This is a genomic window from Pseudomonas huaxiensis, from assembly GCF_003231275.1.
Lineage (GTDB): Bacteria > Pseudomonadota > Gammaproteobacteria > Pseudomonadales > Pseudomonadaceae > Aquipseudomonas > Aquipseudomonas huaxiensis.
Map to the genome: position 1 here is coordinate 471402 of NZ_QKVL01000001.1, position 24805 is coordinate 496206.

The 24805-nt window shown below is 57.7% G+C and carries 28 protein-coding genes and 1 tRNA gene; 15 read left to right on the plus strand and 14 right to left on the minus strand.

Annotation, left to right across the window (positions count from 1 at the left end):
• The first annotated feature begins 36 nt into the window (after window positions 1-36).
• The 13 genes from ruvC (at window position 37) to DM374_RS02290 (ending at window position 9489) form a co-directional block, all read left to right on the plus strand.
• The gene (gene ruvC, locus DM374_RS02230; RefSeq protein ID WP_095154009.1) at window positions 37-561 is read left to right on the plus strand and encodes a crossover junction endodeoxyribonuclease RuvC; all 525 of its coding nucleotides are present in this window, start codon (window positions 37-39) and stop codon (window positions 559-561) included.
• 118 nt (window positions 562-679) lie between these two features.
• Window positions 680-1288 carry a Holliday junction branch migration protein RuvA gene (gene ruvA / locus DM374_RS02235; RefSeq protein WP_095154008.1) on the plus strand — a complete coding sequence of 203 codons (609 nt, stop codon included), beginning with the start codon at window positions 680-682 and terminating at the stop codon, window positions 1286-1288.
• The gene (ruvB, locus tag DM374_RS02240; RefSeq protein ID WP_110968379.1) at window positions 1289-2344 is read left to right on the plus strand and encodes a Holliday junction branch migration DNA helicase RuvB; all 1056 of its coding nucleotides are present in this window, start codon (window positions 1289-1291) and stop codon (window positions 2342-2344) included. It begins immediately after the preceding gene.
• Between the two features lie 125 nt (window positions 2345-2469).
• The gene (gene ybgC / locus DM374_RS02245) at window positions 2470-2925 is read left to right on the plus strand and encodes a tol-pal system-associated acyl-CoA thioesterase (RefSeq protein WP_110968380.1); all 456 of its coding nucleotides are present in this window, start codon (window positions 2470-2472) and stop codon (window positions 2923-2925) included.
• A 2-nt stretch (window positions 2926-2927) separates the two neighbouring features.
• Window positions 2928-3623, plus strand: a complete 696-nt coding sequence (gene tolQ / locus DM374_RS02250) for a protein TolQ (RefSeq protein WP_095154006.1) — start codon at window positions 2928-2930, stop codon at window positions 3621-3623.
• Window positions 3624-3637: 14 nt separating this feature from the next.
• Window positions 3638-4090 (plus strand): protein TolR, encoded by a 453-nt coding sequence (gene tolR / locus DM374_RS02255; RefSeq protein ID WP_095154005.1) that lies wholly within the window; start codon window positions 3638-3640, stop codon window positions 4088-4090.
• On the plus strand, window positions 4087-5178 hold the full coding sequence (gene tolA / locus DM374_RS02260) for a cell envelope integrity protein TolA (protein ID WP_110968381.1): 1092 nt from the start codon (window positions 4087-4089) through the stop codon (window positions 5176-5178). Before tolR ends, tolA begins: the two co-directional genes overlap by 4 nt.
• Window positions 5179-5225: 47 nt before the next feature.
• Window positions 5226-6476: a Tol-Pal system beta propeller repeat protein TolB gene (gene tolB, locus DM374_RS02265; protein WP_225422431.1), complete on the plus strand. Its 1251-nt coding sequence runs from the start codon at window positions 5226-5228 to the stop codon at window positions 6474-6476.
• Window positions 6477-6528: 52 nt separating this feature from the next.
• Window positions 6529-7026 carry a peptidoglycan-associated lipoprotein Pal gene (pal, locus tag DM374_RS02270; RefSeq protein WP_042121796.1) on the plus strand — a complete coding sequence of 166 codons (498 nt, stop codon included), beginning with the start codon at window positions 6529-6531 and terminating at the stop codon, window positions 7024-7026.
• A gap of 6 nt (window positions 7027-7032) precedes the next feature.
• A complete protein-coding gene (gene ybgF / locus DM374_RS02275; protein ID WP_110968382.1) occupies window positions 7033-7857 on the plus strand; it encodes a tol-pal system protein YbgF in 825 nt (274 codons plus the stop codon).
• 158 nt (window positions 7858-8015) lie between these two features.
• On the plus strand, window positions 8016-8663 hold the full coding sequence (queE, locus tag DM374_RS02280) for a 7-carboxy-7-deazaguanine synthase QueE (protein WP_110968383.1): 648 nt from the start codon (window positions 8016-8018) through the stop codon (window positions 8661-8663).
• Window positions 8664-8677: 14 nt separating this feature from the next.
• A complete protein-coding gene (gene queC / locus DM374_RS02285; protein ID WP_110968384.1) occupies window positions 8678-9352 on the plus strand; it encodes a 7-cyano-7-deazaguanine synthase QueC in 675 nt (224 codons plus the stop codon).
• 61 nt (window positions 9353-9413) lie between these two features.
• A tRNA-Lys gene (locus tag DM374_RS02290) sits at window positions 9414-9489 on the plus strand.
• Between the two features lie 337 nt (window positions 9490-9826).
• On the opposite strand, the gene DM374_RS02295 is transcribed toward DM374_RS02290, so the two are convergent.
• The 5 genes from DM374_RS02295 to DM374_RS02315 all read right to left on the minus strand — a co-directional run bounded on the left by DM374_RS02295 (window position 9827) and on the right by DM374_RS02315 (window position 14768).
• Window positions 9827-11080, minus strand: coding sequence for a site-specific integrase (locus tag DM374_RS02295; protein ID WP_110968385.1), 1254 nt, complete (start codon window positions 11078-11080; stop codon window positions 9827-9829).
• Complete coding sequence (gene mobH / locus DM374_RS02300; RefSeq protein WP_110968386.1) at window positions 11077-12972, minus strand: MobH family relaxase; 1896 nt, start codon at window positions 12970-12972, stop codon at window positions 11077-11079. Before mobH ends, DM374_RS02295 begins: the two co-directional genes overlap by 4 nt.
• A 94-nt stretch (window positions 12973-13066) precedes the next feature.
• Window positions 13067-14014: a hypothetical protein gene (locus DM374_RS02305; RefSeq protein ID WP_110968387.1), complete on the minus strand. Its 948-nt coding sequence runs from the start codon at window positions 14012-14014 to the stop codon at window positions 13067-13069.
• A 113-nt stretch (window positions 14015-14127) separates the two neighbouring features.
• Window positions 14128-14481, minus strand: coding sequence for a type II toxin-antitoxin system RelE/ParE family toxin (locus DM374_RS02310; protein WP_110968388.1), 354 nt, complete (start codon window positions 14479-14481; stop codon window positions 14128-14130).
• Between the two features lie 8 nt (window positions 14482-14489).
• Window positions 14490-14768 (minus strand): type II toxin-antitoxin system ParD family antitoxin, encoded by a 279-nt coding sequence (locus tag DM374_RS02315; protein ID WP_110968590.1) that lies wholly within the window; start codon window positions 14766-14768, stop codon window positions 14490-14492.
• 112 nt (window positions 14769-14880) lie between these two features.
• Between DM374_RS02315 and DM374_RS02320 the strand changes: the two genes are divergently transcribed.
• Window positions 14881-15207 (plus strand): hypothetical protein, encoded by a 327-nt coding sequence (locus tag DM374_RS02320; RefSeq protein ID WP_110968389.1) that lies wholly within the window; start codon window positions 14881-14883, stop codon window positions 15205-15207.
• Between the two features lie 48 nt (window positions 15208-15255).
• On the opposite strand, the gene DM374_RS02325 is transcribed toward DM374_RS02320, so the two are convergent.
• From DM374_RS02325 to DM374_RS02345, 5 genes are read right to left on the minus strand one after another with little or no spacing between them, the layout of a single operon-like run.
• Window positions 15256-16797: a conjugal transfer protein TraG N-terminal domain-containing protein gene (locus tag DM374_RS02325; protein ID WP_110968390.1), complete on the minus strand. Its 1542-nt coding sequence runs from the start codon at window positions 16795-16797 to the stop codon at window positions 15256-15258.
• A complete protein-coding gene (locus tag DM374_RS02330) occupies window positions 16794-17150 on the minus strand; it encodes a hypothetical protein (RefSeq protein WP_110968391.1) in 357 nt (118 codons plus the stop codon). Before DM374_RS02330 ends, DM374_RS02325 begins: the two co-directional genes overlap by 4 nt.
• 2 nt (window positions 17151-17152) lie before the next feature.
• A complete protein-coding gene (locus DM374_RS02335; protein WP_110968392.1) occupies window positions 17153-18514 on the minus strand; it encodes an integrating conjugative element protein in 1362 nt (453 codons plus the stop codon).
• Window positions 18515-18533: 19 nt separating this feature from the next.
• Complete coding sequence (locus DM374_RS02340; protein WP_110968393.1) at window positions 18534-19469, minus strand: TIGR03756 family integrating conjugative element protein; 936 nt, start codon at window positions 19467-19469, stop codon at window positions 18534-18536.
• Complete coding sequence (locus DM374_RS02345) at window positions 19469-19888, minus strand: TIGR03757 family integrating conjugative element protein (protein ID WP_177431497.1); 420 nt, start codon at window positions 19886-19888, stop codon at window positions 19469-19471. Before DM374_RS02345 ends, DM374_RS02340 begins: the two co-directional genes overlap by 1 nt.
• 193 nt (window positions 19889-20081) lie before the next feature.
• Between DM374_RS02345 and DM374_RS02350 the strand changes: the two genes are divergently transcribed.
• On the plus strand, window positions 20082-20363 hold the full coding sequence (locus DM374_RS02350) for a hypothetical protein (protein ID WP_110968592.1): 282 nt from the start codon (window positions 20082-20084) through the stop codon (window positions 20361-20363).
• Window positions 20364-20554: 191 nt separating this feature from the next.
• Here DM374_RS02350 and DM374_RS02360 read toward each other — a convergent pair whose 3' ends face one another.
• The 4 genes from DM374_RS02360 to DM374_RS02375 are packed head-to-tail and all read right to left on the minus strand — an operon-like array spanning window position 20555 to window position 24675.
• Window positions 20555-20914, minus strand: a complete 360-nt coding sequence (locus tag DM374_RS02360) for a hypothetical protein (protein WP_110968394.1) — start codon at window positions 20912-20914, stop codon at window positions 20555-20557.
• A gap of 8 nt (window positions 20915-20922) precedes the next feature.
• Window positions 20923-21564 (minus strand): DsbA family protein, encoded by a 642-nt coding sequence (locus DM374_RS02365; RefSeq protein ID WP_110968395.1) that lies wholly within the window; start codon window positions 21562-21564, stop codon window positions 20923-20925.
• Window positions 21557-21862, minus strand: a complete 306-nt coding sequence (locus DM374_RS02370; RefSeq protein ID WP_110968396.1) for a hypothetical protein — start codon at window positions 21860-21862, stop codon at window positions 21557-21559. Before DM374_RS02370 ends, DM374_RS02365 begins: the two co-directional genes overlap by 8 nt.
• A complete protein-coding gene (locus tag DM374_RS02375; RefSeq protein WP_110968594.1) occupies window positions 21859-24675 on the minus strand; it encodes a conjugative transfer ATPase in 2817 nt (938 codons plus the stop codon). The genes DM374_RS02370 and DM374_RS02375 overlap by 4 nt, the downstream gene beginning before the upstream one ends.
• Window positions 24676-24805: the final 130 nt, after the last annotated feature.

Consider the following 24805-nt stretch of genomic DNA (forward strand, 5'->3'; position numbering starts at 1 on the left):
TCGGCGCGCTGATGCGCCATTTATCACGCAGGCGTTATGACTCTGATTCTTGGTATCGACCCCGGATCGCGCATTACCGGCTATGGAGTGATTCGTCATTCCGGGCGCGGTTGCGAATACGTGGCGTCGGGCTGCATCCGCACCGGCAGCGGCGAGTTGCCTGAGCGCTTGCAGGTGGTTTTCCGCGGCGTGCGCGAAATCATTCGCCAGCATGGCCCGGTAACCATGGGTATCGAGCGGGTGTTCATGGCCCGCAACGCCGACTCCGCGCTCAAGCTGGGTCAGGCGCGCGGCGCGGCCATCGTGGCTGCGGTGGAGGAGGGGCTGGAAATCGCTGAATACAGTGCCAGCCAGGTCAAGCAGGCCGTTGCCGGCACCGGCGGGGCCAACAAGGAGCAGGTGCAGATGATGGTCATGCACCTGCTCAAACTGACGCAGAAGCCGCAAATCGACGCCTCCGATGCCTTGGCGATCGCCTTGTGTCACGCCCATACGCGCTCCAGCCTGATTCCTCATGGGCTGGGTGTCGCGCGCAGCCGCAACGGACGCCTGCGTCTCTGATAGCATCCACGCTTTTAAAGTGATCCGTCCGCCGTCGGCCGCCTGATGGCGAGCTGGCTGGCGGATTCGCCGCAAGGCCGGACCGGCCCTGCCGGCACCCATGAGAAAGGACCTGAACGTGATTGGACGTTTACGCGGCACCCTCGCTGAAAAGCAGCCGCCGCACCTGATTATCGACATCAACGGCCTTGGCTATGAGCTGGAAGTGCCGATGACAACGCTCTACCGGCTGCCCAAGGTCGGTGAAACGGTTACCTTGCACACCCATCTGATAGTGCGCGAGGATGCCCACCTGCTTTATGGCTTTCATGAAAAGCGTGAACGCGAGCTGTTCCGTGAGCTGATTCGCCTTAATGGCGTAGGGCCCAAACTGGCGCTCGCCTTGATGTCGGGTCTTGAGGTGGATGACCTGATTCGATGCGTTCAGGCTCAGGACACTTCGGCGTTGGTCAAGGTGCCAGGGGTTGGCAAGAAGACCGCTGAGCGTCTGCTGGTCGAACTCAAGGACCGTTTCAAGGCCTGGGAAACCGTGCCGAGCATGTTCCAACTGGTGCCGAACGGGCCTGCGCCTGTTCCTGTGGCGTCCACCGCCGAGGCCGACGCGGTCAGCGCCCTGATTTCCTTGGGCTATAAACCTCAAGAGGCCAGCCGTGCAGTGGCGGCTGTGGATGCCAAAGGCCTGAGCAGTGAAGAACTGATCCGGCGCAGTCTCAAGGGGATGATTTAAGTGATCGAAGCCGACCGTTTGATAACTGCTAGCGGCCGCGACCGCGAAGAGGTCCAGGATCGGGCGATTCGTCCGTTGCGGCTGGCCGAGTACATTGGTCAGCCGGTAGTTCGCGAGCAGATGGCCCTGTTCATCCAGGCCGCCCGTGGCCGTAGCGAGTCCCTGGACCACACCTTGATCTTTGGTCCTCCGGGGCTGGGCAAGACCACGCTTGCCAATATCATTGCCCAGGAAATGGGCGTCTCGATCAAAAGTACCTCTGGCCCCATTCTTGAACGCCCCGGCGATCTGGCGGCGTTGCTCACCAACCTTGAACCCCATGATGTGTTGTTTATCGACGAGATCCACCGGCTATCGCCGATCGTCGAAGAAGTCCTGTACCCGGCGATGGAGGATTTCCAACTGGACATCATGATCGGCGAGGGGCCGGCGGCGCGGTCGATCAAGCTGGACCTGCCGCCGTTCACCCTGGTTGGCGCTACCACCCGGGCCGGCATGCTGACCAACCCGCTCCGTGACCGCTTTGGTATCGTCCAGCGTCTGGAGTTCTACAACAACGCGGACCTGGCAACCATCGTCAGTCGCTCGGGCGGGATTCTCGGCCTGGAGATCGAAGACGAAGGTGCTTTCGAGATCGCGCGGCGGGCTCGTGGCACGCCGCGTATTGCCAACCGCTTGTTACGCCGGGTGCGTGACTATGCCGAGGTGCGTGGCAAGGGCGATATCACCAAGCCCATCGCGGACATGGCGTTGAACCTGTTGGATGTCGATGAACGTGGCTTCGATCATCAGGACCGGCGTCTGTTACTGACCATGATCGAGAAGTTCGACGGTGGTCCGGTCGGTGTGGACAGCCTGGCGGCAGCGATCAGCGAGGAGCGACACACTATCGAGGACGTGCTTGAACCTTATCTGATCCAGCAGGGTTACATCATGCGCACCCCTCGGGGCAGGGTGGTTACCCGACATGCATACCTGCACTTTGGGCTGAATATTCCTACGCGAATGACAGAATCATCCGGTAGCACTGATTTTTCTGATCCGAGCGATGAATGACAGATTTATCGGCTGCTTTTGTGGTCCTATCCGCGGACAGGGTCCGGGCGCGCTGGCAATACGACATAATCCGTCAAAAACAGTTGGTAGGGCGGATTGGCAAGCTGAGGAGTTAGCACTAGAGTATGCGCGCGCAAAATGGGGTTGAGCCGTTCGCACATCGTTATCGCGTCTATTACGAAGACACCGATGCGGGTGGCGTGGTGTATTACGTCAATTATCTGAAATTCATGGAACGGGCCCGCACCGAACGGCTGCGCGATCTGGGTTTTGCCCAATCGTCGCTGGCGCAGCAGAACACGCTGTTCGTGGTCCATTCCGCCGAGGCTCGCTATCACGCGCCGGCCCGTCTGGACGACGAGTTGCGGGTCACCGCGCAAGTGCTTGAATTGAACCGTGCCAGCCTGCGCTTCGTGCAGCAGGTCTGGCGCGAAAGTGACGCAACGCTGCTCTGCGAAGGGCAGTTCCTGGTGGCCTGTGTGCGCGCCGATACTTTCAAACCTCGAGCCATTCCCTCCGAGCTGCGCGCAGCTTTCATCGAGGCGGGTGCCCCGGGTATACATTCAAATGCAGGAGATTAAGCGTGGAAGCTAACGTCGTCGACCATACCTCCATGTGGAGCCTGGTCAGCAATGCCAGCATTGTGGTGCAGCTGGTCATGCTGGTACTGGTTGCCGCATCGGTGACTTCATGGATCATGATTTTTCAGCGCAGCACCATGCTGCGCGCCGGTCGTCGTGCCCTGGAAAGCTTCGAAGAGCGCTTCTGGTCGGGTATCGACCTGTCCAAACTGTATCGTCAAGCGGGCAGTAACCCTGACCCGGATTCGGGCGTCGAGCAGGTGTTCCGTGCCGGCTTCAAGGAGTTTTCCCGTCTGCGCCAGCAGCCAGGTGTCGATCCTGATGCGGTAATGGAAGGTGTCGGTCGTGCCATGCGCGTCGCCATCTCCCGTGAGGAAGAGAAGCTCGAGCAAAGCTTGCCATTCCTTGCAACTGTCGGTTCGACCAGCCCCTACATCGGTCTGTTCGGTACCGTTTGGGGGATCATGAACTCCTTCCGCGGTCTGGCTACCGCGCAACAGGCCACCCTGGCCACGGTTGCACCGGGTATCGCCGAAGCGCTGATCGCCACCGCCATCGGCCTGTTCGCGGCAATTCCTGCGGTTATCGCCTACAACCGTTTCGCTGCTCGCAGTGAAGTGCTGATCGGCCGCTACTACACGTTCGCCGACGAGTTCCAGGCCATCCTGCACCGTAAAGTGCACACCAGCGAAGAGTGATCAGGTAAAACCCCATGGCTCGAGTTCGTCAAAAACGCAAGCCGGTCGCCGAGATGAACGTGGTGCCCTACATCGATGTGATGTTGGTACTGCTGGTCATCTTCATGGTGACCGCACCGATGCTTAACCAGGGCGTGAAGGTCGACCTGCCCAAGGTTTCCAGCGAAGCCTTGCCGCAGGACAACAACGTTCAGGTTCTGACCATTTCGATCAAGGCTGACAAGACCTACTTCTGGAACCTTGGCAGCGAAGTCGACACCGAAAAGCAAATGGACAAGGCCATGACCTTGCCGCAAATGACCGACGCGGTGACCAAGATCATCGCTGCCGGGCGCGACCAGGGCAAACAGACCCAGGTCTTCATCCGTGGCGACAAGTCCGTCGACTACGGCGCGGTCATGGGCGCCATGGGCGGGTTGCAGAAGGCCGGTGTCGGTAACGTTGGCCTGATTACCGAGGCGCCCTGATGCAACAGCGAGAGCCATCCGCCTCGGAAAGTTACTTCTGGCCCAGCGTCTGGGCCGTCGCGCTGCACGTTCTGGTGTTCGGTATGCTGTTCGTCAGTTTTGCCTTCACGCCTGAGTTGCCGCCGTCCAAGCCTATCGTCCAGGCAACCCTGTACCAGCTGAAATCCAAGAGTCAGGCGACCACCCAGACCAATCAGAAGATTGCTGGTGAGGCCAAGAAAACGGCTTCGCGTCAGACCGAAGAAGAGCAGATGGAGCAGAAGAAGGTCGAGCAACTGAAGCAGGACGCTGTGAAAGCTGCGGAACAAAAGAAAGAAGAGGCGGCTCAAAAAGCCGAAGAGGCGCGCGAGGCCGCAGAAGCCAAGAAAGCCGACGAGGCCAAGAAGGCTGACGAGGCGAAGAAAGCCGAGTCTGCGAAAAAGGCCGAAGAAGCGAAGAAGGCTGAAGAGAAGCAACTTGCTGATATCGCCAAGAAGAAAGCCGAAGACGAAGCCAAGAAAAAGGCTGAAGAAGAGGCCAAGAAGGCGGCGGCAGAAGAAGCCAAGAAACAAGCGGCCGAGGATGCCAAGAAGAAGGCTGCCGAAGACGCGAAGAAGAAAGCCGCTGTTGCTGAGGAAGCGAAGAAAAAAGCAGCGGAGGATGCCAAGAAGAAAGCAGCAGCCGATGCAGCCAAGAAAAAGGCTACAGAAGCAGCGCGCAAGGCGGCGGAAGACAAGAAGGCACAGGCACTGGCCGAGCTGTTGTCCGACACTACCGAGCGTCAGCAGGCTCTGGCGGATGAGCAGGGTGACCAGGTGGCCGGCGACTTCGACGACCTGATTCGCGCCCGTGCAGCTGAAGGCTGGGCTCGCCCTCCGTCGGCGCGCAAGAACATGACGGTAGTCCTGCAGATTGGCATGTTGCCTGACGGCACTGTTACTTCGGTCACCGTTGCCCGCTCCAGTGGCGATGGACCGTTCGACGCTTCCGCGGTTGCGGCAGTCAAGAACATTGGCCGTTTGACCGAGATGCAGGGTTTGAAACCGAGCGAATTCAATCCTTATCGTTCATTCAAGATGACATTCACACCTGAGGACCTAGCCTTGTGATTAACCTTCTTAGAGGACTGCTGGTCGTTCTCTGCTGCGCAGCAGGGATGGCCAATGCAGAAGAAAAGAACATCCTGGTAACCAGTGGCAGCGATCGAGCCACGCCGATTGCCGTGGTGCCTTTCGGTCTGCAGGGCGGTAGCGTGTTGCCTGAAGACATGGCTGACATCATCAGTAACGACCTGCGCAACTCAGGTTATTACTCGCCGATCCCACGCCAGAACATGATCAGCCAGCCGAGCCAGGCCAGCGAAGTGATCTTCCGTGACTGGAAAGCGCTGGGTGCCCAGTACGTGATGGTCGGCAGCATCGTGCCGTCGGGCGGTCGCCTGCAGGTGCAATATGCGCTGTTCAACGTCGCCACCGAGCAACAGGTGTTGACCGGCAGCGTTTCCGGCAGCGTCGACCAACTGCGCGATATGTCCCACTACATCGCCGACCAGTCGTTCGAAAAGCTCACCGGCATCAAGGGTGCATTCTCTACCCGCATGCTCTATGTGACGGCCGAGCGCTTCTCTACCAACAGCACTCGTTACACTTTGCAACGATCTGACTATGACGGCGCGCGCGCCGTGACTTTGCTGCAATCGCGCGAGCCGATCCTGTCGCCGCGTTTTGCACCGGATGGCAAGCGCATCGCGTATGTGTCCTTCGAGCAGCGTCGTCCACGTATCTTCGTCCAGCACATCGATACGGGCCGTCGTGAGCAGATCACCAACTTCGAAGGCCTCAACGGCGCGCCAGCCTGGTCGCCGGATGGCAACCGCCTGGCCTTCGTGCTGTCGCGCGACGGCAACCCCGAGATCTATGTGATGGACATGGGTTCGCGTCAGATGACCCGCGTCACCAACAGTCCGGCCATCGATACCGAGCCGTTCTTCGGCAAGGATGGCTCGACGCTGTACTTCACGTCGGACCGTGGCGGCAAGCCACAGATCTACAAAACCACCATTGGCAGCGGCAGTGCCGAGCGTGTGACGTTCGTGGGCAACTACAACGCCAACCCGAAACTTTCCGCCGATGAAAAGACCCTGGTCATGATTCATCGTCAGGACGGTTTCACCAACTTCAAAGTGGCGGCGCAGGATTTGCAGCGTGGCAGTGTAAAAATTCTCACAGAGACCAGTCTTGATGAGTCACCCACTGTTGCGCCCAACGGCACCATGCTAATCTACGCCACCCGCCAGCAGGGCCGGGGAGTCTTGATGCTCGTCTCTCTCAACGGACGCGTGAGGCTCCCGCTTCCTACCGCTCAAGGCGAAGTCAGAGAACCGTCCTGGTCCCCTTACCTGAACTGATGCGGCGCTACACGTTTTACTTAACACACTGGGGTTCATTAGGAGTTTCACGATGGAAATGCTGAAGTTTGGTAAGTTTGCTGCGCTGGCTCTGGCCATGGCCGTAGCTGTAGGTTGCTCCTCGAAAGGCGGCGACAACGCTGGCGAAGGCGCTGTTGATCCAAACGCTGGTTACGGCGCTAACACTGGTGCCGTTGACGGCAGCCTGAGCGAAGAAGCTGCTCTGCGCGCAATCACCACCTTCTACTTCGAATACGACAGCTCGGACCTGAAGCCAGAAGCCATGCGCGCTCTGGACGTTCATGCCAAGGACCTGAAAGGCAACGGCGCTCGCGTCGTTCTGGAAGGTAACACCGACGAGCGTGGTACTCGCGAATACAACATGGCTCTGGGCGAGCGTCGTGCCAAGGCCGTTCAGCGCTACCTGGTGCTGCAAGGCGTTTCCCCAGCTCAGCTGGAACTGGTTTCCTACGGCGAAGAGCGTCCAGTTGCCACCGGCAACGACGAGCAGTCCTGGGCTCAGAACCGTCGCGTCGAACTGCGTAAGTAATTCGATATGCGAGCGTGCCGTCGTGCTGTAACCGTCCTGGCTCTCACGCTGCCTCTCATGGCAGCGGCTGAGGTTCCTGTTGTTGATGACAACGCTGGCTATAACGGCGCAAGCAGTTATCCGCCTGCGGGTTACGGTACGAACGGCGCCTATGCCGGGGGAGGGGTTTCGGCCCCTGCCTCTGCACAGGGCCAGCTTTTCATGCAGTTGCAACAAATGCAGGAACAGATAGAGCGTCAACAGAACACTATCGAGATTCTGCAAAACGAAGTTGCACGTCTGAAACAGGAAGGCCTGGAGCGTTACCAGGACCTGGATCGACGTATCTCCAGCGGCGCTGCCCCGGCACCGACCGCGACTCCCGAGAATTCCGCTGACGGTGGTGCTTCTGCGCCGGCCGCCGGCAATACCGCACCGGCAGCCAACCAGCCCGCCGCGAGCAGCGAACCTGGCGATCCAGCGAAGGAAAAGCTCTATTACGACGCTGCCTTCGATCTGATCAAGGCCAAGGATTTCGACAAGGCCAGCCAGGCGTTCAATGCCTTCCTGCGCAAGTACCCCAACAGCCAGTACGCGGGCAATGCCCAGTACTGGTTGGGTGAAGTGAACCTGGCCAAAGGCGACCTGCAAGGCGCCGGCCAGGCATTCGCCAAAGTCAGCCAGTTGTACCCGAAGCACAACAAGGTGCCTGATTCGCTGTACAAGCTGGCCGATGTGGAGCGTCGCCTGGGTCATACCGACCGGGTCAAAGGTATTCTTCAGCAGGTGGTGACCCAATATCCGGGCACCTCGGCTGCACAGTTGGCTCAGCGCGACCTGCAGAAGCTCTGATCCGCACGTTTTAAAAGAAACCCGCGCTTGTCGCGGGTTTTTTCGTTAGAATTTGCGCCCTTTTATGAAACACGCTGCTGCGAATAACGCTATGCCGGGTTCGCAGCGGTGCCTGACGGAGGCGGACAGCCTGTTTAGCTGTTACGCCCGTGGCGACTATGCAAGACACATTACGCATCACCGAAGTTTTTTACTCTTTGCAGGGTGAAACGCGCACCGCTGGCTTGCCCACGGTATTTGTGCGCCTCACCGGCTGCCCCTTGCGCTGCCAATATTGCGACAGCGCCTATGCCTTCAGCGGCGGCACCGTACGCACGCTCGACTCGATCCTCGAACAGGTTGCCAGCTTCCGTCCGCGCTACATTTGCGTGACGGGCGGTGAGCCGCTGGCCCAGCCCAATGCCATCCCATTGCTGAAAAGGCTCTGTGACGCCGGTTACGAGGTTTCCGTGGAAACCAGCGGCTCGATGGACATTGCGCCCGTCGACCTGCGCGTCAGTCGCGTTGTGGACCTGAAAACCCCTGGCTCCGCGGAAGTCCACCGCAACCGCTACGAGAATATCGAGCTGCTGACCCCGAACGATCAGGTCAAATTCGTCCTCTGCTCGCGCGAGGACTATGACTGGGCGGTATCGAAGCTGATCCAGTACGGTCTCGACAAACGAGTTGGCGAAGTTCTGTTTTCGCCTAGCCATCATCAACTGAGCGCAACCGATCTGGCTGACTGGATCGTGGCCGACAACCTGCCGGTTCGTCTGCAGATGCAGTTACACAAACTGCTCTGGAACGACGAGCCGGGACGCTGACAGGAGTTTTTGCAATGAGTGAGAAACGCGCGGTAATTCTATTGTCGGGTGGTCTGGATTCGGCCACCGTGGTCGCCATGGCCAAGGCCGAAGGCTATGACTGCTACACCATGAGCTTCGATTACGGCCAGCGCCATCGCGCCGAGCTGGATGCGGCAGCCCGAGTGGCGCGGGATCTGGGTGCGGTCGAGCACAAGGTCATTGGCCTGAACCTCAACGGCATAGGGGGCTCGGCCTTGACCGATAGCAGCATCGACGTCCCGGAGGCTCCCAGCGAGGGCATTCCGGTGACCTACGTGCCGGCGCGCAACACGGTGTTCCTGTCGCTGGCGCTGGGCTGGGCTGAAGTGCTGAATGCGCGCGACATCTTCATTGGCGTCAATGCCGTGGACTATTCCGGCTACCCGGATTGCCGTCCGGAGTTCGTCGAGGCGTTCGAGCATATGGCCAACCTCGCGACCAAGGCCGGTGTAGAAGGCAATGGGTTCCGGATCCAGGCGCCGTTGCAGAACCTGAGCAAGGCGCAGATCGTCCAGGCGGGTATGGCCCGTGGCGTCGATTACAGCCTCACTGTTTCCTGCTATCAGGCGGATGATGAAGGTCGTGCGTGTGGCAAATGCGATAGCTGCCGCCTGCGTGCGGATGGCTTTACTGCGGCCGGCGTACAGGACCCGACTCGATATTTTTGAATTATTTTGCGATGGGGTGTTGATTTCCTGTTAGAAATCAGTATTATACGCGCCATCCAGCGGGTCGTTAGCTCAGTTGGTAGAGCAGTTGGCTTTTAACCAATTGGTCGTAGGTTCGAATCCTACACGACCCACCACATTCACAGCGGTTCGTGAGTACTAGAGAGGGGGGCTTGCCACAGCCATTGTCTAGTCTTGCAGCCGTCTGGAGCGAACCTTAGGCTCGCTTCAACGTGATGTCAATATGGAATAGCCCGCCGTTCATGGCGGGCTTTTTCATGTCTGGGCCAAAAAACTCAATGACTTAGCGGATTTGCGGGCTGCTCAGCTCTGCGAAGCCTCCATTCGAGTTGCCTCTAAAACCCGCGCAGCCAAAGGCATGGCGCCAGTTTCCTAGCACCAGAGACCTGGGACAGCTTCTCCTAATTGGCCTTCTTCAGCTGTCGATGTAGTGGCTGATTGCCATTCGTCGATTTATCGCTTCGGGGAGGCGCGTGCGTTGTAGACGGTGCCTGGATCAGCGGAATGAGATCGAGCAAAGGGTGTGGACCCTGTCGTCGATGCCATCAGGCTGAATAGAAGGCTAGGTTGAAAGAGATCTTCGGGCGGTAGCAAAGCGCTGGCACAGACCTGCTTGAACTCAATCAGCAGATGTCCTGGTGCTGGCGCACCACCTCCGTAATGATCTTGTTGGTTTGTTCGTCGCTGACTAGATTCTTTACGTGCCTGGTTTTCTGTTGTTCGTGGATTTGGTGCCCCACTGTCATCCACCCGCCGGACAAAACGTAACGCGCCCTGCTGCATGCTCCGCTCGTGCAACACGTCTCGCATGTGGTCATAGTCGGCTTCGATGTAGCTCATCGTGGTAGCGATGTTCGAATGGTTCAGCAGGTTCTTGGTCAGGTGGATGTTTCTTTCCGGTTGCTTCATCAGATCGGTCGCAAGCGTGTGCCTGAACCGGTGCGGAGTCATCCGAACTCCGAGTTTGATGATCAGCTTCTTGTACATCGCCTCGACCTGGTCGGAATTCATTTCGCGACGCTTGTAGTGCCGAGAGAAACGATTGACGTTGAAGAGTTGGTCTTCGGCGGCAAAGCCAGCCTGAGCAGCTTCATCCAGGAGCCGGCGCATATGTGGCGCAAGCCCATCCATGATCGGGATCCGGAACTCCCGGTGGGTCTTTTCTGTTTCACCTCGTACCAGGATGAGCTGTCGATCCCAGTCGACGTCCTTCAACCGAATGCACAGCAGCGCGTTCAGTCGAATGCCGGTGTAGTAGAAAATTTCGAATGTGACGAGCCAGAACCACCCTGGCGTGATTTTCGCGCGGTCGCCAGTTGACTCTTCCTGGTCGGCCAGACTTCTTAGCCATCGCCGCGCACGGACGATCGCCTCGCCGGCAATGATTTTGCTCGGTCGTTTCGGGGCAATTACCGTTGTCTTCTTGAATGGGTTCACATCGATGTTGGGCAGAATCCCGTATTCTATGCCGTAGCCCCAGATGGTTCGGAGGTGATTGGAGTAGGTATTCCAGCTGCGCTTTGATAGGCCACCCTCAATCAGCTTGTTCCTCAAGGCGAGGATGTCCCGTCGATCAATTGACTCGACGTCCATATCCTTGCCGAAGTTCTTCTCCAGCTTCTTCATTGCCGCGCCATAGATTTTCGCGCTGGCAGGGCGGAGCTCGTGATCGACCAGGTATTCCCGTAGCAATTTCTCGGGCGTCATTCAGCGCCCCCTTCCGTCACCCGTCTCAAGCTTGGGTTATTCATGGGCTGCTCAGGGAATAACAGCTTCGGGTCCACAAGCAGGTAACCCCTCAATTGGGTGGTCTTTCTTGGGCCTATTACATCGTAGGTCCAGATGTTCAACTGCTTGCTGGTCTTCTGGTGCCTCTTCTCTTTCTCAAATGCGCGTTGGACTTGTTGCCAGGCCGCTGTCCCCGGTTTACCGGCAGTTCTCTCCAGCTCCGGATGCTCCAGCACGTATCGCTTGAAGATCCCAGGCGTAACGAGCATTGCGGTGTCGTCGACGGTATGAATCAGGGCCTTGGTGTCGTTGATGATCAATTTGTGGGAGGCGACGCCTGCTTTTATCCAAGCGATGAAAGCCACTCCCAGCGAACTACTCGTAGGCATTTTGGTGACATCTTTTTGTGCAGCATTCCTTGCTATGGCTGCTAGAGAATCGTCAGCCGGCTCTACCTCCTCGAGTCCTTGCTGGGGAGGGGAGGCGGCTGCTGAGCCTTGGCTAGCACTTAGCTCTTCTGATGGCGCAGTGATATTACTATACAGCGACAGTAGTTCTTCACGCTCAGAGGATTGGATTCCTTGGCTTGGAGCTGGCTGTACCAGCGCTCGGGGCCGTGCCGGCGGTTGAGGTGTGTCGTCACTGGTGTCGATGGACTGTTCCGGTACCGCGCAAACTGTTTCTTCACTGGTACTCGGCTGCGTGACTGCTTCCGGTTCCTGCTCCAGGGTGAGGGTGCCGGCATACTGGGGAGGGCGATCGTCTGGATTGGGCCATACGAGTGCTGGCGAGATCTTCAAGAAGGTGAAGCTATTCTTCCAGCCGCGGCCATTATCAATGGTGGCTTTCCAGATCGCTTTATCCTGCGCGTTGGTCTGGATGATTGCCTGATCCTGCAGCATGTTGAAGAACGGGGCATTGGAGGTTGGCACTCCCTCAATACCCTGGGTAAGCATGTATGCCCGGAGTTGATCTGCTGCAGGCTTACTCACCAGCCAAAGCGCATCCTGAGTCAGCCAGCCATCTGCAGGTCCGTCCTGGTGATTGAGCTTGAGTTTCTCCCGCACCAGGAATCGCAGGCCGTCGGCGAGTTGCCGCTGCAGTGATTGTTTGGGGGCAGTAAGCGCGCGCTCTGGATTTCCTCCCAGTTGCTGGGCAACGGAAGCTTTGTCTGCCTGGACCACAATTTCGCTGAGTATGCCGGCGTGCTCGTATTGACCTGCGAGGAGGTAGATCAGCTGCCTCCATAGTTCAGGAAAACCACTGAGCCAGTCGAGAATCCCGCTGTCCAGAACCTGCATATACACCAGGGCTGAAGCAGCACCGTGTAGCTGGTACTCCCTGCCTTTGACGTACTTGAACCGGTAGGGACGGCTGATCGGTCCATGCCACGGGTGCCACGTTCGGCCATCCTCGAGCTCCACGCGGAGGTCAACAGCGATCTTTCCCAAGTCGTGCAACAACGCACCGTACGCTGCAGCTGCGGTCCATGCCTCAGCTTGGGCCGACTGCGACTCCGGTGGCGCTCCGATCGGCAGAAGGTGTGTCTGACGGATCTTGAGGGCGTAAGCCATGATCTCCAGGCCATGGTCCAGGAGGCCCCCAAGGTGGGCATGGTGATGGTTTTCAGAAGCAGGGAGCAACTGCACCAGCTCTGCGTAGCGCTCGAGCGGCTTGAGGTAGAGGGTGTTGAACTGAGCTCGTGAGAGCGAAGCCCGCCGCCAGATATTCTCCAGGAGCTGCTGGCGGAGGGGGCTCTGCAGCAGAGCAGAAGCCTTCGCGGGCAGGTGGAAGCCCTGCGGTGAGGCTTCTGGTGTTGGTTTAGCCGGTTTGCGGCTCAACCAGGAGAGGAGTTGCATAGGGTGCTCCATGGGGTGTGCATGGAGCGGGCTTTTCTCTTAATGCCAAGATGGCATCAACGGTAAAGCGAATTCCGAGGGGAGTGGATTTCTTGGCAGATGGCCATCATTCGGGTGGGTAAAGCGTCACATTGTCCCCCTCTACGACGATGGTGTGCCCGGAGCTACCAAGCCCAAATTCGTTTCTTGAACCATTAAACGTTCCAGATGGTGTGTTAAAAGTGAAATTTTCAAATATTACGTATTGATAGACGTTGAAGCCAGAACCGTACAGACCATCCTTTCCTCTTGGATACTCTTTGAACTGAACATTGTTGTACTCTGGTTTCAGTAGGCTAACAAATGCTTTCTCGGCATCTGCTATAGTGCGCGAGCTATTAATATCCAAAACCATGTCATCCATTTCGTCCTCAGGCGCCCATGTCTGAATCACAAGTGGGTCAATGTCGAAGAAAAATAATACGATTTCGTCTGAAACTCGATTCGATGGGGTCGGGTAGCGAATCTGTTCTTCTGTAAGGATCTCTACCCGACCTTGATGAGCTTTATTTAACAGTCGTTCGAAACTATCCTGCTTGTTTGCTATTCCAACATAAAGTAAGTCGTAGTTACAAACAATGCCGTGATTGTTAAATCCTTGTAAGTTTGGGTTGCCTCTAGATTTTTCCCAGTACACTGAATCGGGGGTATACCAGGTGTGTGAGTGCATCTTCTCACCAGAAGCTGGACGGCTGTGTCCGATCTGAATTATTTGGTCGTCCCAGGCCGCATGTACCGCTCCCCCAAGTGGTACATTTGCTTGCAGGTTAATATAGCCCCAGTCAACTGTCTTTCCTGCTACCTTAATTTCTACCCGAGCAATGTCATTTGCTGTGTCGACGATTCGTACATCGCCAAACTCTGTCCGGGGCCTAGCCCCGATCATGTATAACTTGCTACGTTTAAGCTGTGCGGCGAAAGCTGCATTTGCTTCGTCTCTAAAGTCCTTGCTCATGCTGTTTATGAACGGGGGATGTACCGTAGCAAGGCGGACCATTTTCCCTAAGAAACTCATTGGTTAACTCCTTGACGCCCTTTCAGTTTTTCAGCCCTTTCAGGTAAGGCTTTTACCCTTCTGATCCATTCCCTTATCCATTCAAGCCCATTTGCTGTTGAGCCATTTACCCTTTACTGCTGATGCAGGTGTTTCAAATTCTGCGCGACCTCCATAGCATCGTGGAGGACTCGTAGTATCTCAACGATTTGAGCTGTCCCAGCTCGGTAGAACACGATATGTCGAGGTCTAATCACACGGCCGTCAGTCATCTGCAGCACGTTGAATGACAGATGCAGGCTGCGAAGGCCCGGAGAAAGCTCATCACGCATTTTGCTATCTACCGGCGTCGGCTGTTCAGCTAGGGCGAGGAACGTCTCCTGCAGCAAGTCTTGATACCGATTCCTGACGGACTGACCGAGCCTCACCTCAGTGAAGCGAAGCGTATCGGCAATGTCGATGCATGCCTGGGGTGACATGCGAACCATGACCCTACTCATGCTTTGTCGCCCGCTCGTCTTCCAAGATTGTCCAGGTAGGCTGCCAGATTGGACGGATCGATTTCATCGTACTGGCCTGCTTCGACCTGCATGATGCCTACTGATGTTGCGTTCCGCAGAGCTTCGAGCCTGGCTGCCTCAGCTGCTTCATGCTCAAGCAGCATCCGGATGCCTGCACGCACGACTTCGCTGAAGTTCTGGTACCGACCAGTGTTGACTAGATCATCAATAGACTGCTCCATCGGCTTGGGAACGACGACATTGTGGGTGGCCATGGATGTGAACCTGATCAGTGGTGATGGCGTTTTATGCCATACCTCTTGCGGAAATGCCAAAGGTGTCGTATATCTGATGGCAAGGTGCTCTCGCAGAGCAAGGAGATGGAACATGACCACAGCCGCCAAACGATCGATTGCCTTTCGCTTGGGCCGGGCTCTGGGGAGCGTGGCGCGTTTCTTCATGCATGACATCAATCCGACAGTCCGTTGGGTTAAACGGTTATTCCTAGCCACGGTTATTGCGCTCATTTTAGCCAACTCCATCAGCTGGGTTATGTCGGTGCTACTGACAGTCTTTTCTCTGACTCTCGGCCTGTACGCACTTTCCAAAATTGACCTCGGAAAGGTTGAGCTGTTTTCTGAGGATGAAGAGGCACCATACGGTCGGGATGTTTTTGAAAGGCCGCTTGATTCTTATGGTAGGTCAGTTAAATAGATACTGGCTCAATGCTTGCTATATTAAGCCAGTATCACCCTGATGCGCTCAGCTCTTTGACGCCCCTCCAGCAACTGACTTTACTCCGCCCTCAACTAGATTTCCTGCTTTTTGACCTGCCCTTTGCACTGCTCCAGTTCCTTCTGACAGTCCGCTAAGAATTGTCCCTGTTTGCACTCCTGCCCAGCCAAGAGCTAGAACCCAAAAGGTTGGGAGAATGATAAACATCGAACCCATGACGAAGTTCAGAATCGCGTCTTGAGTCGTGGTGTTCAAGCCCATCACTGGATCAAAGGATAAGTGCGGCGAGCCCGAACCATACAAAACGTCGATGATTGTGCTGTCGACCCATCTCGCCAGTTGAAACCAGAAATCTACAAATATTAAGGCGAACATTGTTACTGACATGGTCATGGCAACCTTCAGTTGATACGCTCCGATTATCAGTACCAGGGGAATGCAGATAACCATGGCCATCTTGAGGAAAGCCACTACCATCGGTAATGCTTGGCGCACCATGTCCATAGCCGGGAAGAAGGCCAGCGAGCCTACGGCGACCCCCAGTGTTCCCCCTGCACGAGCAAGGCCATTCCAGACGGTTCCGTCGATCTGTCCGCCATAGTCGGTGTAGACGTCGCCGTTAACCTGGCTGGATGGCGAGACGAGCTGGCGAATCATCGAGTCGGTTACTTCCTCCTGGGACAGCCACTTTGCCCATCCGAGGAACTGGTTAAGCAGACTTGGGTCGACCTGGGCTTTCAGTCGGTCCCGTAGGCCGATGTTCCCATCTGACCACCACTGCTTGCAGGTGGGGTACCCACCACCCCCAGTCACCTGAGGCATGCCATCATCTCGTTTCGTGTCATACGGCCAGGATGTACGTGGTGTTCTGGAGTAGTCCGTGTCGTAGTAACCAGCGGTATTCAGCAAGTAGTGGGACCCGATCCAGTTCAGGTCCTGCAGGGCCTTCTGGTCTTTGGCGATCGACCCAATGTCGGGCTGACGCATGAACAGGCGCGCGCGGGAAGGACCGAAGCAATCGTGGGTGAAGTCTGCCACCTCTTGCGCGAGCAGGGGATTGCCGATCCTCATCGCGTCGACCTCCATGCGCATTTGCCTGAGATCCGTACCGCAAGGGATGGCTGCAACAGCACCGCTATTCAAACCCTTGGACAGCGCGTGTACGAGCGCCCACCACACCGGCACCTTCGCGCTCTTGCCGGCCAACGAGCTGAAGGTGGTGTTCCAGCCTGTCTCCGAGGGCGCCGGCGTCAGCACTTGGCACTGCTTCCCTCGCGCCTGGTCGAACTGCAGAGTGTCAAACCCCACGGAGATGGCTGGCACAGCACACAGTGAAACGACCACGTATCCGACGTACAGCTGGGTTTCAATGCGAGCCAGGGACAGCACACCTTTGTTGCCTTCGTCGGCACCTTCTCCTCGTACCTTGATCCACTCACGGGCGACGATGATGATGAAGGGCAGGGCAAACAGCCCCGTGTCGGAGATCATGTCCCAGATCCCGTTGTTGATGATCCACCCTACCAGGGTGAGGTAATACTCCAGGTAGTCGTTTGTATAGAGCGTCATAGCACCTCCGACCAGGTGATTGGCGCCTTCGAGATTTCGATTATCACGAACAGCAGGAGCACCAAGAACTCGACCCGCTGAGCGCCTTTAGATGGTTGGCCATCCCCCGTTCCGCGCAGGCGCGCCTTGAGCTTCAACCAGGCGAAGACGATGCTGCCGTAGAGGGCAAGTCGCCATAGCAGCAGTGGCAGGTAATTGCCCTCACGCCACTTCAGCCAAGTGTCGAAAACACCCAGGTGATTGACCGCGATGATGCCGAGCAACACGCTCAGCAGCAGCATCACTACGCTCAAAGCTACGCCCCCGAGCAGGACTTTCAGGGGGTGGACTTTTTTCTCGACATCTTCGGACATGATCACTCCTTGCCGGCAGGTTTCTGCAGCTGAATCATGCGATCCTGTTCAGGCGCCGCGTTGTAAATCGAGCGAGAGCTTTCGGAGCGTGCCTTGCCGCGCTCGATGATTTTCATCGGAGAGTTGTTCGCGAGCTGCTGCCGCATGTCGAGCTCGGTCTTGAGGTTGGTGATGAGTTGCTGAAGCGTGTCGACCTGGCCGAGTGTGGCTTCAACGGCCAGCTTGTTCGCATTCACGTTGGGTTCCTTGCTGCCTGTAATCAGCATGCGCTGCAGCTGCAGCCCTTTCTCCAGGACATCTGCCAGAGCGACCTCGGATGCCAGGCGGGAGGCCAGTACCGCCTGATCCCGCTCGTCACGAAGGGCAGTAACGACCCCGCGGGTAATGGGGAGGGAATCGCTGCTCGCCTCACGCAACTTCTCTGAGGTGATCTGTGTTCCCGGCTTCAAGAGCTCCTGCAGCGCCGCGAGCTTCTTGTCGTATGTTTCCTGGATAAGCGGCGTCAGGCCTACTCCCGGGGTCGAGGTGGTGGTGCAGCCTTCACAGGTTTGGATCTGCTGCTCCCCCAGGACCCGGTTTGCGAACTGGGCGGCTTCGGCCGGAGATTCCCAACTGCCGCACACCAGTCCATTGGAGCAGCTGGCCTGCGGAATGCTCGAGGTGTCCTGAGCTGCGCGGTTATTGAGAAGGTTATAGCCTGCCTTCGCGACGTCCCCGACCACTTTGATAGGCTGCTGACCGTTGCCGCCGGCCTGCTTTCCGCCTACCCAGGTCACGCCGTTGGTTCCAGGCGCTTCCTCGACCTTGTCGACCACTGCTACGGCGTCGTTGTTGGATGCCAGGGCTTGCCCCATCTTTTGCCCCTCTGCAACCTTGCCCCACCCCATATGACCACCCGCGATGTCGGCCATTCGTTCGGCCATCGCCCTGCAGGTTCCCTTCGATCGGTCGTAGTCGAGGCGCGCCTGCAGGATTCCGTTCGTCAGCAGGTTATAAAGGGCGGGATTGGCCCGCTGCAGGATCAGCGCCGGCAGTGACGTGACTGCGCCGGTCGCGTTCTGGATGACGCTGCCCATGATCTGTTGGAAACCCTGCGTTGCGCCGTTCAGCTGGTTCTGCAGCGTGTTGCTGAGGTCCATGTTTCCGCAGACCAGGTTGTTCTGCCAGCCGGCACCGACGGTGATGCTCTCCATCTGGCCAGCGCTGCCCATCTGGACAGCACTGCCACCACCGATGCTGTAGAGCACGTCGTCTCCGATCACGCTGCCCTGGGATTCGACCTTGATCGGGTCGGCGGCCTCGGCCATGCACCAGGTGCTGGTCATGCCAGCTGCGAGAATGATCGCGATGGATAATTTATTCATTGAGCTCTCCAGTCATATCTCATTGGAAGTCAGTGCTTCCCAGGAAGGTTTGGCCCTTGCGCTGGCAGCATGAGTAGGGCCGCCACAGGGCCCACGCATAGGCTTCGTCGACAGCGTCGGCATTAGGGCCGGGGGAGGGGAATACGGCGCAGGTGGGGCTCATGGTTGGCGTGAGTTGCTGCCACTTTCCTGTGCTGGCATCGCCTTCTTTCAGCTCACCGGCAGGCCAGTAGCCTGGTTCTGCAAGACCGCGCATTGGCATGTACACGTGGGGTTGACCGACACGGGTGGTGACGTCGCCGGCGCGCTGGGCGATGACAGCACCGGCTTTAAAATCGTCGACTTGGTGGATAAAGCCGCTGCGTGGGTAAACGCTTCCCCACATGTCTGCCGATAGAAGGCCGCCGACTTCACGCATGCCCGGAATCAGGGCCTCCGGGTAAACGGACTCGGGTACTCCGTACCGCCATGCAAGGGTGTCCAGCGTGCTGAGCATGTATGGAACGTAGGGCGTGGTCGCGCCGTGGCAGGAATAGCCAAAGGAACTGGCGAACCGGCTGAACACCGCAGCTCCAGGATGGCCAACAACGTCTGCCTCCTTGAACTTGGCGATGTTGTTCTCGGCGTTGTGGTTGGTTGTTCCATCATTACCGGCTTGCGCTGCCGCATTCGGCGCCCCCATGGGGCTCACCTCTGTCCAAGGGTTTTCCCCGGTATTGGCGTAGGCAGATACCACCGCGTCCGGGATGTAATGCCGGACTTTGGTGGAGGTTTTGACCGTGCAGCCAACAGGGGTGCAGAGCAGCCAGTAGCAGATACCGACCACTTTGTACTCAAGGCAGGTAGGCGAACTGGTGGAGGCGATAATCGCCGCCGAACTGATGGCCGCTGATGCTGAGAACGGGAGTGATGCTGTAAGAAGACCGGTCAGGGTGAGTCTGGAGATTCGTCCCATCATTGCCCCCTTGCACGGTTGATGGTCTGCATGGCTGCTGCCACGTCGGGTTGGCCGTACACCACATACCGGCGATCGACGACCACCGCCGGCACCTTCGAAACACCGGCACTCCAGGCATCAGCATTTCCCTGCTGGGCGGTGGCCAGCTGTTGCATCAGTGCGGCACCTGCCGGAGTGCTCATCAGCCGTCGTGCGGCGAGAGCGGCCTGGTGAGGGTTAGGTGGCAGCTCTCGGGACAACTGCTCTTCGATGCGCTGTTGGTCATCGAGCTTGATGACACGCACATCTGCTGGTACGTAGGTCAGTGGGTGCGCTGAGTCTGTTATGGCCCAGATCTCGGCATGGGCGGTGCCGGTGGCCAACGCGACAACGAGCAAGGGGACTGCTCGCCATGAGGGCGGGGGGGGATTGAACATGGGACTGCACCTGAATTGGGGACCGATACAGGAAAACGGATCGGCCCACCAGGCGCAGTAGGAAATAGATATCCGAGGGTGCTTGGATTTATCGGGGAGTTAGGTCGGGTGGAACAGACGGAGCGCTTTTGCCGTGGCAGGGTTGTGGATATGGCTCATACTGCCTGGATTGTCACTTACCCTGGGACGGGACATGCGCAACAGAGGTCAAATTTTCTGGGAGTGGGCAGATCCAGATCTGCACTTCAGAAACTTCGATGAGAGGATGGCGGATGGCTCCCTCATTAACATCCAGGTACGGGTCTCAAAGGCGAACCAGATTCAGCTGTTTCTCGGGATTTATGCCCAAGATGGTGAGTTGCTGCTCGAGGAGGGCTATTTGGACTGCAAAGATCAGACGATGACTACGGCAATGTCATGGGCGCTTCAGCGCGCTTATTCCTGGATGACAACGGGCAAGCTGTCCGACCGATAGACGGTTGGTGTCAGTTCAATGCATACCCACCAACCCAGAAGTAGCGACCATTCTCGGCATAGATGAACCATCGGTTGAAGAGTTTCGCCAGGAAACCCATCGGCTGAAGGATGGCGCGTGGCTAGTCCAGTTTGCCTACTGGATGCCCCAGGAGTTGCGACAAGGCCTCACCGGGAGTTTCACCCTGACCGTCACACCTCCTCGAGGTCCTCTTGATCGCCGAGAGCTTGAGTGAGTTGTTGTCGATCGCTCGGTGAGGACCTGTCGCGCTGCAGGTTTAGCTCGAGCACTGTCCCCGGCGCCGGCGCATACCAGTCGACGATCACGAAGCGTCCTTTGCCTGTAGCAGCGTCGTACTCCATGAGTACGCAGTCGTCATTCCACTCCTGGAGAGCCCAGCTTAGCTCAGAGTGTGAGGGTGACTCTTCCCCAGCCCCAGCCGGCTCAAGCTGAAAACATCCATGGCCAGAGCCTGCGCTGGGAAAGAACCTGCTTGGCAGGTTGCTTTCTTCTTCATTGTTGTCGTTGCGCAATACCGTGAGTTTGAACATTACCTGGACTAGTCTTTGCGCAGTGGGGCCTGGGCGGCGAGGGCATCGATGACCGACAACAGCGCGGCGCTGTCCACAGGGCCCTCCAGACGCATGCTGTGCCCCGTCAAACTGTCGGTGACCTCGATCGTAGGGGTAGCGCCAATGCCGCGGCTCTTGGCCACAGCAATCTGTTCCTCAACAACTCCACGGATGTCCATGCTTGCTCTAGCGCAACTGGAAAGGGCCTCGGTGGACACGCCGGGCACCTCCAGTTCCTCAGCGAGTCCTTGTCCATCACCCCGTGTGCGCAGCAGAACCAGTTCGATCGCCTGCCAGAATACCGCCGCCCCGCCTAAGTAGCCTGCGCATTGAACGAGTCGCGCCTCCGATTGTGCGGCAACTCCATGGATATCGAGGGGGAAATGGTGCCACGCGAGCTTGACATTCTCTTGCCCGCTCACCCAGTGCTTCAGTTGCGGGGTGTATGCCCTGCAATAAGGGCATTCGAGGTCTGCATACTCAGTGATCACCCACCTGGCATTCGCGGGGCCGAAATACCACGTTTCATCAGGGCTTCGGGCATTTGGAGTCGCTGCAAATTTCCATATGACGCCTGCGCCCGCGATCGCCATGATGATGAACACGGAAAAAATCCTGAGATCAAACATTCGCACCCTCCGACTTACCAGGATGAGCTTCAGGTTGGCCGATTTTCTGCAGGGCGATTTGGAGATCCTGGATTGCCCCGTCCGGTTGAGGATGCTGCTTCAGCCACTCATCCAACACGCACTGAACCAGGGGAATGATGTCGCGACGATCGAGGGCGTTATTTTTGATCTGTTGCAGCTCGTCAATGAGCACTGGTGCGCAAACCGACAGCGACTGGAGTGTGTCGTGCCCGGGGTCTTTGAGCAGCTGGGTCAGGTTATCAATGATGTTCTGGGTCAGGGTATTCATGACTCTCATGCCACGCGCTCCACGGCCTTCTTTTGTTCGGGAAAGGTGATGGGGAAGGGGGTGATACCGCGTTTACGGTCCAGGTCTGCGGCCACCTGCAGCGCGGCATGTAATTCATCGCAGCCGAGCGCTTGCATGGTTTCATAACGTTGCCGCTTTTCTTCTGGCTCGGTCATGGCCAAGGCGAGGCATAAGCTGGGCGGCACTACCCGGAACAGCATCTCGATCCGCTTGGCTAGGACGATGCCCTCGGTGAACTTGCCGTTCTCCTTCCTTGCCGAGAGCATCATCGTCTTCTGTGCCGGCGTGAGCTCACGGAAGCGCGCGATCTTCTCCACCTCGTCGGGCGGCATGTTCAAGCAGATCCACCACTCGATCATGTTGAGCAGCGCGGATGCTTCTGGGGGGATGTCGTCGACGTTCTGGGTTGCCATCCAGTACCAGGCACCCAATTTTCGCCACATCTTGGTGATCTTCACCGAGTACGGGGAGAGCAATGGAACTTTCAATGGGATGTGGCCTTCGTCGGTGAAGGCAATAAGTGGTCGACCTTTGAACTGGTCCCGCTCCGCAATGTTGTTGATGGTGTTCAGCAGTGAGATGTAGGCGATGGCCATCTGGGCCTGATAACCCTCACGCGCGTAGGTAGCCAGGTCAACGATCGTGATGTCAGCTTCCGGCCAGGCGGTACCAGGACGGTTGAACATCTCGGCTTCTGTACCCATGGTGAACATCCCCATGGCCTCGGCCATCTCCATGAATCGGTTGCGCCGGCTTTCAGGGAGTTTGTCGTCGCTGGCCATCGCTTGCAGCGCTGCGCTGATGTCTTCAGTGAGCACTGGACGGCTCTCGCTGACACACAGTTCAGCCGCGTTGAGGATGCACTGGCGGATGGCGCTGCGGTCAGCCCGAGTGAGGCGAGCATCTTCCTTGGACTCGCCGCCTGTGATCATCAATCGGGCAGTGATCTCCAGCTCGCCCAAGATATCCCGCTGCTCGTCCTCCATCCCCGCCAGGGCATCGGCCAAGTGTTGGTCCGAAGCATCCACGTCCGCCGCATTCAGAACCTTGACCTGGTCCTTGTTTTTGACGAGTTGCACCGCGTCGACGAACGGGGCGAGGCTAACGCCGCTGCCGGGCGCGAGCCGCACTCGGTTTACGGTCAGGCCGAGCCGCTTGGCGAAATCACCTAGCAGACCGAAGCTATTGCCAGCCTCGATGATGAAGAACCTTGGGCGATAAAGTGCAATGGCTTGCATGATCAGGTAGTTGGCTGTCGCAGACTTACCCGCACCGGTGGGCCCAAACAAGAACAAGTGGGCGTTCATCTGGCGATCAAGCTTGTTCAATGGGTCGAAGGTCAGCGTTGCCCCACCCCTGTTGGATAGCGTGAAGCCGGGGTTACCTGTTCCAGTGGAGCGCCCCCATACTGGGGCCAGGTTCGCGATGTGCTGGGTAAACATCAGCTGGGTGTACCAATCCAAGGCACGGTTTTCATTCGGATCGAAATTGCACGGTAACCACCGCAGGTAGCTGTTCAGAGGAGCTACCTCGTCCTGTGGCTGGACTGGCTGCATGCCGGCGCCGAGGAGGACGTTGCACAAGCTGGTCGTGCGCTCCTCGAGCACAGCTTTATTCTGACCTCGGAGGAAGAAAGCAACACTGCCCCTGTAGAGCTTGTGCTTGCGGCCGAGGATGGAGCGTGCCGTTTGAACGTCATCCCGGGTGTGGCTGGACGCCTGGGTGTCGCCGATGGCCTTCCTGGAGAGTTGTTCAAGATGTCCTTCCAGCAAATCCTGTGGCGTCGGGACCATGGTGATGCACAGCACGGTATCCTCAGGCAGACGGTCGAATAGCGAGTTCAAGGAATCTGCCTGCTTGGTCTCACCGGTCAGGTGCCCGGTGAGGGGAGCATTTTTCAGGCGATCGAGTATCACAACTCGGTGCGGCATGCCGTCGAACGACCAAAGGCCGCTGTCGACATCCGAACGCGGCTCTCGGTAGAACAAGTTCTCCGAAAAGTCGGTACCGCTTGCCACTGGAAGCTCACCCTCATCGAGCTCGCGGGGTGGTTGGCAAACTGTGTCGTAAAATCGACGGATATCGCGATCAGTCGAGCCCAGGTGATCAGGGTGTGGGTTGAACCAGCCCACGAGCCAGCGCTTGATTGCGTGGCCATCCATACGTTTGGTTGTAACGCCGGCGTTGGCCAGGGATCCTTTAAGACGATCGCAGATTGACTTGAGGTAGGCGGCTGGATCCTGTCCGCGAACCACGAGGTCCTGTTTCTTTACCCGGCGGTACACCACCAGGCGGACTTTCCGGGTCTGTCCACGCCACGGGAGATTGCTGACTGCGGTGTCGACGAACAACCCACCCGGCTTGGAGATGGATTCGAGGTGGTGGCGGAACAGCGCGAGGTACAACTTAGTGAAATCCGTGTTCTCTGCCCGCGGCTGGACGTAGGCCTGGAGTCTTTGCAGGTAGTCCCCCCAGTCCGTTTCATCCTGGGCATAGAGCTGGACTACCCAGTGGGAGCTTTCCAGCTCGTCGAAGCTGTCCTGCAGGACACCCTGCAACGCATCTCGGGCTTGTTGAAGCCAGTTGTCGGAACGCCCCTCGGTGCCGATCGGGACCAGCTCGAAGAACGCGGCCCTGGAGATGCCATCCTCGAGGAGCATGGTTTCCTCCTCGGGCAGGTATTCTGCCCATGGCAGCATGTCCACGAACGACGGGTTGACCTCGTACATCCTCGACACGTCTGCTTTTGTCGCCGGGCGACGTTTGGGGTTCTGCCAGTCGATGGGGGACGGGATGCCCATGGATTCCAAGCGGGTGATGTACCGGTCAGTCGCAGCCTGGCGGACCTCCTCGCTGAAGGTCGTACTGGCCGCTGTGGGAAAGTCATCGACTGACTCGTGCCCGGCAGTTGTCTGGCCAAGCACGGGCTCG

Bases quoted from the DNA above. Each gene is read 5' to 3' on its own strand.
- ruvC (WP_095154009.1), top strand. From the start codon at position 37: ATGACTCTGATTCTTGGTATCGACCCCGGATCGCGCATTACCGGCTAT.
- ybgC (WP_110968380.1), top strand. From the start codon at position 2,470: ATGCGCGCGCAAAATGGGGTTGAGCCGTTCGCACATCGTTATCGCGTC.
- tolR (WP_095154005.1), top strand. From the start codon at position 3,638: ATGGCTCGAGTTCGTCAAAAACGCAAGCCGGTCGCCGAGATGAACGTG.
- tolB (WP_225422431.1), top strand. From the start codon at position 5,226: ATGGCCAATGCAGAAGAAAAGAACATCCTGGTAACCAGTGGCAGCGAT.
- pal (WP_042121796.1), top strand. From the start codon at position 6,529: ATGGAAATGCTGAAGTTTGGTAAGTTTGCTGCGCTGGCTCTGGCCATG.
- ybgF (WP_110968382.1), top strand. From the start codon at position 7,033: ATGCGAGCGTGCCGTCGTGCTGTAACCGTCCTGGCTCTCACGCTGCCT.
- queE (WP_110968383.1), top strand. From the start codon at position 8,016: ATGCAAGACACATTACGCATCACCGAAGTTTTTTACTCTTTGCAGGGT.
- queC (WP_110968384.1), top strand. From the start codon at position 8,678: ATGAGTGAGAAACGCGCGGTAATTCTATTGTCGGGTGGTCTGGATTCG.
- DM374_RS02295 (WP_110968385.1), bottom strand. From the start codon at position 11,080: ATGACGCCCGAGAAATTGCTACGGGAATACCTGGTCGATCACGAGCTC.
- mobH (WP_110968386.1), bottom strand. From the start codon at position 12,972: ATGGAGCACCCTATGCAACTCCTCTCCTGGTTGAGCCGCAAACCGGCT.
- DM374_RS02305 (WP_110968387.1), bottom strand. From the start codon at position 14,014: ATGAGTTTCTTAGGGAAAATGGTCCGCCTTGCTACGGTACATCCCCCG.
- DM374_RS02310 (WP_110968388.1), bottom strand. From the start codon at position 14,481: ATGGTTCGCATGTCACCCCAGGCATGCATCGACATTGCCGATACGCTT.
- DM374_RS02315 (WP_110968590.1), bottom strand. From the start codon at position 14,768: ATGGCCACCCACAATGTCGTCGTTCCCAAGCCGATGGAGCAGTCTATT.
- DM374_RS02320 (WP_110968389.1), top strand. From the start codon at position 14,881: ATGACCACAGCCGCCAAACGATCGATTGCCTTTCGCTTGGGCCGGGCT.
- DM374_RS02325 (WP_110968390.1), bottom strand. From the start codon at position 16,797: ATGACGCTCTATACAAACGACTACCTGGAGTATTACCTCACCCTGGTA.
- DM374_RS02330 (WP_110968391.1), bottom strand. From the start codon at position 17,150: ATGTCCGAAGATGTCGAGAAAAAAGTCCACCCCCTGAAAGTCCTGCTC.
- DM374_RS02335 (WP_110968392.1), bottom strand. From the start codon at position 18,514: ATGAATAAATTATCCATCGCGATCATTCTCGCAGCTGGCATGACCAGC.
- DM374_RS02340 (WP_110968393.1), bottom strand. From the start codon at position 19,469: ATGGGACGAATCTCCAGACTCACCCTGACCGGTCTTCTTACAGCATCA.
- DM374_RS02345 (WP_177431497.1), bottom strand. From the start codon at position 19,888: ATGTTCAATCCCCCCCCGCCCTCATGGCGAGCAGTCCCCTTGCTCGTT.
- DM374_RS02350 (WP_110968592.1), top strand. From the start codon at position 20,082: ATGCGCAACAGAGGTCAAATTTTCTGGGAGTGGGCAGATCCAGATCTG.
- DM374_RS02360 (WP_110968394.1), bottom strand. From the start codon at position 20,914: ATGTTCAAACTCACGGTATTGCGCAACGACAACAATGAAGAAGAAAGC.
- DM374_RS02365 (WP_110968395.1), bottom strand. From the start codon at position 21,564: ATGTTTGATCTCAGGATTTTTTCCGTGTTCATCATCATGGCGATCGCG.
- DM374_RS02370 (WP_110968396.1), bottom strand. From the start codon at position 21,862: ATGAGAGTCATGAATACCCTGACCCAGAACATCATTGATAACCTGACC.
- DM374_RS02375 (WP_110968594.1), bottom strand. From the start codon at position 24,675: ATGGGCATCCCGTCCCCCATCGACTGGCAGAACCCCAAACGTCGCCCG.